Raw genomic sequence first — 7,937 nt, 5'->3', positions numbered from 1 at the left:
GGAATAAGCCCAAATGAATCAGAGCGAAGATACAAATTAAGCTACAAAACTGTGGCCAATTTTACTTGACCACTTCAATTGAAGTCGACATTAGGTGAAGAAGAGTTAGCAGAGAGTTTTTTAAAAGTTATTTTATTGTGTCGGGGAGCCACTAGTTCTGATGAGAATATAAAATATCTAAAGTCTTTTTTAGGTAATAAAACTCCAATACTTTTGGATGGACTTGATGAGGTCTATAGTGAAGTCCCAATACTTGTCAAAGCTATAAAAGCTTTCTCGCACACTTATACTAATTATCAGGTAGTAATAACTAGCAGACCCAATATGAGTTACCTAGACGAGATTGAGTTTATTGGAATTAGTCTATTACCATTCACCAAAAGCCAGTTATATCAATTTATAAAATCTTGGTGCTCTGATGCACTAACAGCTAAAACTCTTATTCAAACGGTAGAGACGAGTAGTAGTCTAAAATCAACCGTAACAAACCCTTTACTAGCAACTATTGTATGCCATTTAGCTGAAAGTGGTATAAATATACCGCAAACAGAAAGCAGAATTTATGAAGAACGTATCAAGCTTTTAACCGGTTCTTATGATCAAGCTAAAGGTATTTACCGACAAAGTAATTTACCTGATAATTTAGTTTTTGTAGCTGAAAAATTAGCCTTTATTTTTCATATGGAATCAACTAGACAAATGGAATTTACAGGGGCGATTAATAAGTTAGTTAAGGAGTGTAGAGATTTTTTGAACAAAGAAGCAGTTGAATCTTGTTTGAGAGAGTTAATTGAACCTTGCGATATCTTGCAGTTAAATAAAATTACTGAAGAAATAACTTTTGGCCATTTTAGATTTCAGGAAAGCCTTGTTTCTCAACACCTTAAAAGGCTTAATCATTATCAATTTATTGAATACCTAGCATCAGACTTCTGGCAAGGAGCATTTGGACTATATGCTGAGCAAAATGATATAAATGCTTTTTTTGACATTTTTGCACGTTCTGAAGATATGTATAACCCAGCTTATTATAAAGTTATTGATTCAATGATTAATTTGAGCACTACTGATAAAGAAAAACGTATTGGAATGCGGCAACTTTTAGATATGATATCTACTTCAGTAGAGTCTATTGGTTTTGACGATGATTACTAACAGTAAGTTCTATGATATTGACAATTAAAACTTACTAATCTAAACCTAAACTAAGATTTTCTTAGTTTAGGTTGGCGATGCATTTTTTAGTTCAAACAAAACCTTATGCTGATGAGGCGCTCGAAAGCTATTTATTAAGGCTTGCAAGGGATAACTCATACGATGGCTATAGTGAGCTTGCTGATATTTTATGGCAATGGCTTGCGGAGCAAGATCATGAGCTTGAAGGTGCGCTGCCGTTAGAGCTGACTAAAGTTGATGTTTATCATGCTAGGCAAGCGAGCAGCTTTAGAATAAGAGCGCTTAAGTTAGTAGCCCAATTAGCTGATGTTAACGCAGGTGATATTCTTGCGCTTGCATGGCGGCGCAGTAACTTTAAATTTGGCAACCTAGTAGCAGTAAGCCGAAATGAACTGACAATTCCCCTTGAGCTACTTTGCACTGATAACATACCTGTTTGCATTGAATGTTTAGCTGCATCTTCATACATTCCTTCTTATTGGCATTTAAAGCCTTATAAAGCGTGCCATAAGCATAAAACACGATTGACTATACAATGTAGTGAATGTCATAACTTAATTGATTACAGAGCTTCTGAGGCGTTTTTAGAGTGTAATTGTGGTTGTAAACTAACCAGTAGTGAACAGTTAAACGATGCAGACTTTAAAATTGCATTTGCGCTTGCAAGTAGTAACAGCCATAAAATAGTGGGGTTAATATCTTGGTTTGCGAAGGTTAAGCAACTTGATGTAAGCGATACTGACTTTAACCGTACTTTTGTTGATTACTTTAGTACTTGGCCTGATGGCTTTACCGCTGAATTAGATTTACTCACAAACAATGCGCGGCTCAAACAACTTAACCCTTTTAATAAAACTAAGTTTAACTCTGTTTATGGCGATTTGATCCGTGATGGTCAAATAGCTGCAACGAGTAACCGTAAAAACAAAGTACTTGATGAGGTTATTCATTATTTTGTCGAATTAGTTGATAGTAACCCTAAAGCTAAACATCCAAATATTGCAGATTTACTGCTTTGTACTTTTGATACCGCAGTATTATTAAACACCACTACAGAGCAAGTTTATAGGCTTCATCAAGAAGGCTTTTTAAACTGTGCTTATCCACAAAAAAAGCACGAACAGCTCAGAGCTGATAGCCATGTTTTTTATTTACGCCAAGTAATTGAACTACAGCAAGCATTCGCAGCTGAAAAGCCTCAAACAAAAAAACAATTTATAGCGCCGTGGTAACTTATGAACTTACAAAATGCATTTGCAATTGAATCATTAAAAGAAAAAACCACAGCCCTTAGAAAGTTGTTTGCTCCATACATGCCTCATGTTGCGGTAGATGGTTTTGAGGAACAAGCGCTGACTGTGCTCATTAACCTAGTTTATAAGCGAAGTGAGATTGATGATTTAACAAGTGTAAGAACTGCTAAAAGTGTATTACGCGATGAAGTGTTATTGAGTAAGTGCATTAACGAAGTTAAATGGTTTCATACTCATAATTTAAAATACCCCGATATACGAGTAAGCCATCAACGTTTAATTAGTGAAGTTGTAAGTGAAGATATTGCGGGTATTTGTAGCCGGTCATTACCTTTAAGTTTTGGCTGGTCGCATAATAGTGCTGAAATTAATCATGCAAAGCTATTTTTAACCTCATTTATTTGGCAAGGTGAAGTGACTTGTTTAGCAAGGCTGTTAATTAATGAAGAGCCTGTTTGGATTAATTTAATAAGAGCATACGGGTTTACTAAAAAGGCGGTTTTAGACATCGCGGGTAAAATAAAACAGCAGTTGCCAGTGGCAGAACTCCCATTAGAAGTAAGCTCTTTTTCACCACAATTACAAATGCCATTTCAGCAAAGCTACCTTGCGGTTACGCCTGTAGTAAGCCACACAATGCTAGCTAAAATTCAGCAATTAACAACAGATCGTAAGTTAAACTTTGCTTTAGTTGAGCACTCAAGACCAGCCAATGTTGGCGATTTAGCAAGCTCAGTAGGTGGTAATATAAGAGTGCTGAGTTACTTTCCTAAAACAAATTCAAAGGCTATTAACCGCTCTAAAGTAGTCAATAATGATATTGAGAAAGCATTTAAAATTCGTGCGCTATTAAGTAGTCAATTTCAACAGGCGCTTTTGGTATTGGTTGGTATTAAACAGTTTAATACGTTAAGGCAAAAGCGATTAGCGCGAGTAGCGGCTATTAGGCAAGTACGTGTTAGCTTGCAGTTATGGCTGGATAACATTCTGGAAGCTAAAAATAACGCTCAAGAGCAAGCTTACCCTGAGTGGGCAAAGCATTACTTAGATCAGAGTATTACTAACTGCATTAGCCAATTTAGTAACGTACTAAATGAGAGCCTTGGTAATTTAAGTAAGCTCAAACGCTTTGCGTATCACCCTAATTTAATGGGGCTGTTTAAAATGCAGTTAAACTATGTGTTTACTCATTGTGTAGCTGAACAAGAAACATTAAATGATGAGCAAATAGTGTATGTACATTGCCAAGATATGCGAGTGTTTGATGCCGAGGCAATGGCTAACTCGTATATTCAAGGTATGCCGTCACTTACTGCTTTAAATGGGCTTGCTCATAACTTTGAGCGTAAGCTAAAAAACTTTATAGACCCTTCAATTAAGTGTATTGGCAGTGCTATTTACATTGAAAGCTATCAACTACATACAGGTAAACCATTACCTGAGCCAAGTAAGTTAAAACAAGTTGCAGGGCGTAGTCATGTAATAAGGTCAGGTATTATTGATAAACCTAAATGCGATATAACACTCGATTTAATATTTAGGCTTTTTCTACCAAATACTGGGCTGTTAGATAAGTTAAATAGTCAGCTTATAAAGCCCGCACTACCATCTACGTTTGCAGGCGGCACTATGCATCCACCTTCGTTATATCAAAATATAGACTGGTGTCATGTGCATACTAAACCGAGTGAGCTATTTAATAACCTTAAAGCAAAATCGTCAAATGGCAGTTGGCTGTACCCTTCAAAAAAAGTAGTTAAAAGTTTTGAACAATTGATAGATGCGCTTAACGGTAACTTCAATTTAAGACCCGCTGCAATTGGCTTTGCTGCGCTTGAAGAACCCGTAAAGCGAGATGCAGCATTACATGAACACCATTGTTATGCAGAGCCCTTAATTGGGTTGTTAGAGTGTGTTAGTAATACATCAGTAAAGTACGCAGGGGCTAAGCAGTTTTTTCATCATGCATTTTGGGTTATGGATGTTCAAAAAGAGTCTATGCTTATGAAAAAGTCTAAGTTTGAGTATGAATAATGCAACTACCTCGGCACTTAAGTTACACGCGTTCGCTCTCACCCAGTAAAGCGGTGTTTTTTTATAAAACACCAGAGTCTGACTTTGAACCGCTACAAATAGAGCAAAATAAATTAGTTGGGCAAAAGTCAGGGTTTGGCGATGCCTATCAAAAGCAAAATGTGGCTAAAAATTTAGCGCCACAAGATCTCGCTTTTGGTAACCCTCAAACAATTGATGTGTGCTATGTGCCTCCAACAGTAAATGAGCTATTTTGCCGCTTTTCACTCAGGGTTGAGGCCAATAGTATTGAGCCTCATGTTTGTGATGACCCTAAAGTTATCTATTGGTTAAAACGTTTTTTCGAAACCTATAAAAAGAACAATGGCCTTAATGAGGTTGCAGCTCGCTATGCTAAAAATATACTGATGGGTAACTGGCTTTGGCGCAACCGTCAATCACCGAATGTTGATATTGAAATCCTCACAGAACATTCAGACCCAATAATTGTAGAAGGTGCACAAAAGCTCAAGTGGAACGGCAATTGGCAAAACAATCAAACAGCATTATTAAAGTTGTCAGAAGCTATTCAAGAAGGGCTTAGCAATCCTCAAAGCTATTGTTATTTAGATATAACAGCCAAAATTAAAAATGCATTTAGCCAAGAGGTTCACCCTAGTCAAAAGTTTGTAGATACTGTTGAACAGGGTATGTCATCTAAACAGCTTGTATACACCCAAGTGGGCGATAAAAAAGCAGCAAGTTTGAACTCACAAAAAGTAGGGGCTGCGATTCAAACTATTGATGATTGGTACGAGGGAGGTTACAAACCTTTACGCACTCATGAATATGGTGCAGATAAGCAAATATTAGTTGCACACAGAACACCTAAAAGCCATTCAGACTTTTATTCATTACTCCCGCGCATTGCTTTGCATATTAAGCACATGGAAAAGCATGGTTTAGAGCAAAATGAAAAATCAAATGCAGTTCACTTTATTGCGGCAGTGTTGATAAAAGGTGGCTTGTTCCAAAGGAGTAAAGGTTGAAGCGCTATTATTTTACTATTACTTATTTACCTAAAAATTGTGATGTAAGCCTTCTTGCTGGGCGTTGTATTGGTATTTTGCATGGGTTTATGAGTTCACGCGAAATAAGTAATATTGGTGTGTGCTTTCCTAAATGGAATGAGCAAACAATAGGTAATGAAGTAGCGTTTGTATCGACAGATAAGAAGCAATTAATCAATCTATCTCAGCAAAGCTATTTTGAGATGATGGCTCATGATAAGTTATTTGGCTTATCAAAAATACTCGAAGTACCAGTAAACCAAAGCGAAGTCATGTTTGTTCGCAACCAATCAGTAGCCAAAGCATTTGTTGGTGAAAAGCAAAGACGATTGAAACGCGCTAAAAAGCGAGCTGAAGCTAGAGGCGAGGTTTACAACCCTGAATATAAATTTGAGGAAAAAGCCATAGGCCACTTTCATTCAATACCCGTATCAAGCAAAGGCAACGGGGAAAATTTTATACTTCACATACAAAAAATTGAAAATACTAATGCGATAGAAAATCAATTTAATAATTATGGCTTTGCTACAAATCAAACATTTCAAGGCACGGTTCCCTCTTTGAATACCCTTTTTTAATAATTTTAAAACACTCTTTTAATTTTCAACTGGTTATAAGGTTGATTAAAAATAAGGGTAAATAATTTAAATTCATTTAACAGTTTGGTATTTATAGGAATTTAAACTATTTTTAATAGTGAACTGCCGAGTAGGCAGCTGGAAATAGTACCCATCATTGCAGTGCTCGCTATAACTAGTGAACTGCCGAGTAGGCAGCTGAAATTAGGCCAGGAAGTAAACAACCACAACTTGTGACTTTCAACTGCCGAAAAGGCAGAGGCTAAATAGAGAGACCCCAGCAAATGTTGGGGTTTTTTTAAGCGTTATAACCGTATTTAAGGCTATTTATAACGTTCATAATTAACCTTCTACCAGCAATTGTATTTACAAATGTTAAAGGTGTTTTAGAGCTAAATTGTAAGGAGTACGTATTTAGCCATTTATTCCATCGTTCAATATTTTCAAAGTAATCAATACAAGCTGATGCTAGATGAGCTAACTCAAAGGTATTTTCACTCAAAGTTGCATTTAAACGTGTGTACTCTTTTTTATGACGTTCCAAAGTTCTAATATTTGTACCAATTGCTTTAGCAAAGGATTGAATATCCCAACCTAACTGAAGCCTAAACTTCTCAACACTCTTTATATCTAAACCACGTTGAATTAATTCAATTTCATCTAAAGGGTTTGAGCTTAAATTAACTTTTCCATTGCTGAGTATATCTACAAATTTATGATTAGTGCTAGGTTGCATATCACTAGGCATACATACCTCAAAGCCAGGAAAGTTATATTTAATAGTAGCACTTCTACTATTAAGCTGATAGTCGGGTTAGAGCGAAAAGCGGTCATCCAGTTAAGTAATCATTAACTTAGTAAGAATAAGAGGAAACTTTCCTCTTTTTTACATGTTTATATGAGTTACAAAAAGCATAATATTTATAGCTGGCAATCACTTACACTATTTGCTATTAATGTAAGTTCACAAAATAAGGACGTTTTCGCGCTAAAATAGGGAAAGTGTCCTCTGATAAAGTTGTTATGCATATAAGGATGTTCAATGAAGCCGTATTTTATATTAATAAGTTTGTTTTTTTCTTTTCAGGTATTCGCTACTGACATTGTTAAAATTCACGCTCCTGTCGCAGAGTCATTTAATTGTACTGAGCATTGGGATGGTCAATTTAAGTATGCGGGGGATGCTCTAGGTACTGACTGTGTAGTCCAAGACTTTTACGAGTCAGGTGAACGTTTATTTATGAGAACATTTAAAGACAACGGACATAAAAATGAAGATTGGTATGGCTTTGGTAAGAATGTATTAGCTCCATGTGATTGTACTGTTGAATCTATTAATAAAAATAATATAACAAATGAACCAGGAATTATGACTCCTGGCAGAGCGGGTTCAATATTGTTTAAAAAAGCTGATGGAACTATAGTTCTTATCGCACATATTGATAACATCAATGTATCTACTGGGGACATTGTCAAAGCTGGTAAAGTTGTAGCGACCATTGGTAATAATGGCTATAGCCGTAACCCTCATTTACATATTGCTGCATGGAAGGAAAAGCAACCTCTGCAAATTCGTTTTGACCAAAAAACAATAGACTTAAAATCTCGTGAAGAAAGCGGTGAGTAATGCATAACAAGCTGTTAAACAAGGACAAAAAACAGTTGGCTTTTGCTCCTTCGTCGCTATTTTAGCCAACTATTTTTTGCCTGTTAACAGGGCGTTGAGGCTGTAGAATTACTCTTTTTAGGAACGTATCCAACTATTCTTGGTTGGTTGCTTTTTAACCTTGAATCCATCTGTTCGCTGTGATCTAATAGATATTATTCACCCACGGTAAACTGTTATG

Annotated in this window: 7 protein-coding genes; 6 read left to right on the top strand and 1 reads right to left on the bottom strand. The window is 36.2% G+C overall.

Annotated elements, in window-relative coordinates; all coding sequences use genetic code 11:
* Window positions 1-78 precede the first annotated feature (78 nt).
* The 5 genes from AAEY68_RS20380 (at window position 79) to cas6f (ending at window position 6,090) form a co-directional block, all read left to right on the top strand.
* Complete coding sequence (locus AAEY68_RS20380) at window positions 79-1,155, top strand: NACHT domain-containing protein (protein WP_350586767.1); 1,077 nt, start codon at window positions 79-81, stop codon at window positions 1,153-1,155.
* A 77-nt stretch (window positions 1,156-1,232) separates the two neighbouring features.
* On the top strand, window positions 1,233-2,408 hold the full coding sequence (locus AAEY68_RS20375; RefSeq protein ID WP_350586766.1) for a TniQ family protein: 1,176 nt from the start codon (window positions 1,233-1,235) through the stop codon (window positions 2,406-2,408).
* Between the two features lie 3 nt (window positions 2,409-2,411).
* Window positions 2,412-4,463, top strand: a complete 2,052-nt coding sequence (locus tag AAEY68_RS20370; RefSeq protein ID WP_350586765.1) for a type I-F CRISPR-associated protein Csy2 — start codon at window positions 2,412-2,414, stop codon at window positions 4,461-4,463.
* Complete coding sequence (csy3, locus tag AAEY68_RS20365; RefSeq protein ID WP_350586764.1) at window positions 4,463-5,491, top strand: type I-F CRISPR-associated protein Csy3; 1,029 nt, start codon at window positions 4,463-4,465, stop codon at window positions 5,489-5,491. The genes AAEY68_RS20370 and csy3 overlap by 1 nt, the downstream gene beginning before the upstream one ends.
* The gene (gene cas6f, locus AAEY68_RS20360; protein WP_350586763.1) at window positions 5,488-6,090 is read left to right on the top strand and encodes a type I-F CRISPR-associated endoribonuclease Cas6/Csy4; all 603 of its coding nucleotides are present in this window, start codon (window positions 5,488-5,490) and stop codon (window positions 6,088-6,090) included. Before csy3 ends, cas6f begins: the two co-directional genes overlap by 4 nt.
* A gap of 298 nt (window positions 6,091-6,388) precedes the next feature.
* Here the strand turns inward: cas6f and AAEY68_RS20355 are convergent, their stop codons facing one another.
* The gene (locus tag AAEY68_RS20355) at window positions 6,389-6,838 is read right to left on the bottom strand and encodes an Xre family toxin-antitoxin system antitoxin (protein WP_350586762.1); all 450 of its coding nucleotides are present in this window, start codon (window positions 6,836-6,838) and stop codon (window positions 6,389-6,391) included.
* A 294-nt stretch (window positions 6,839-7,132) separates the two neighbouring features.
* Here AAEY68_RS20355 and AAEY68_RS20350 point away from each other — a divergent pair, with 294 nt between their 5' ends.
* Window positions 7,133-7,717 (top strand): M23 family metallopeptidase, encoded by a 585-nt coding sequence (locus AAEY68_RS20350; protein ID WP_350586761.1) that lies wholly within the window; start codon window positions 7,133-7,135, stop codon window positions 7,715-7,717.
* Window positions 7,718-7,937: the final 220 nt, after the last annotated feature.

Source organism: Pseudoalteromonas sp. RB2-MNA-CIBAN-0110, from assembly GCF_040309305.1.
Lineage (GTDB): Bacteria > Pseudomonadota > Gammaproteobacteria > Enterobacterales > Alteromonadaceae > Pseudoalteromonas > Pseudoalteromonas arctica.
This window is presented reverse-complemented; position numbering and strand designations above follow the sequence as displayed.

Excerpts from the sequence above, each read along its gene's own strand:
- AAEY68_RS20375 (WP_350586766.1), top strand. The coding sequence starts at position 1,233 with ATGCATTTTTTAGTTCAAACAAAACCTTATGCTGATGAGGCGCTCGAA.
- AAEY68_RS20370 (WP_350586765.1), top strand. The coding sequence starts at position 2,412 with ATGAACTTACAAAATGCATTTGCAATTGAATCATTAAAAGAAAAAACC.
- csy3 (WP_350586764.1), top strand. The coding sequence starts at position 4,463 with ATGCAACTACCTCGGCACTTAAGTTACACGCGTTCGCTCTCACCCAGT.
- AAEY68_RS20355 (WP_350586762.1), bottom strand. The coding sequence starts at position 6,838 with ATGCCTAGTGATATGCAACCTAGCACTAATCATAAATTTGTAGATATA.
- AAEY68_RS20350 (WP_350586761.1), top strand. The coding sequence starts at position 7,133 with ATGAAGCCGTATTTTATATTAATAAGTTTGTTTTTTTCTTTTCAGGTA.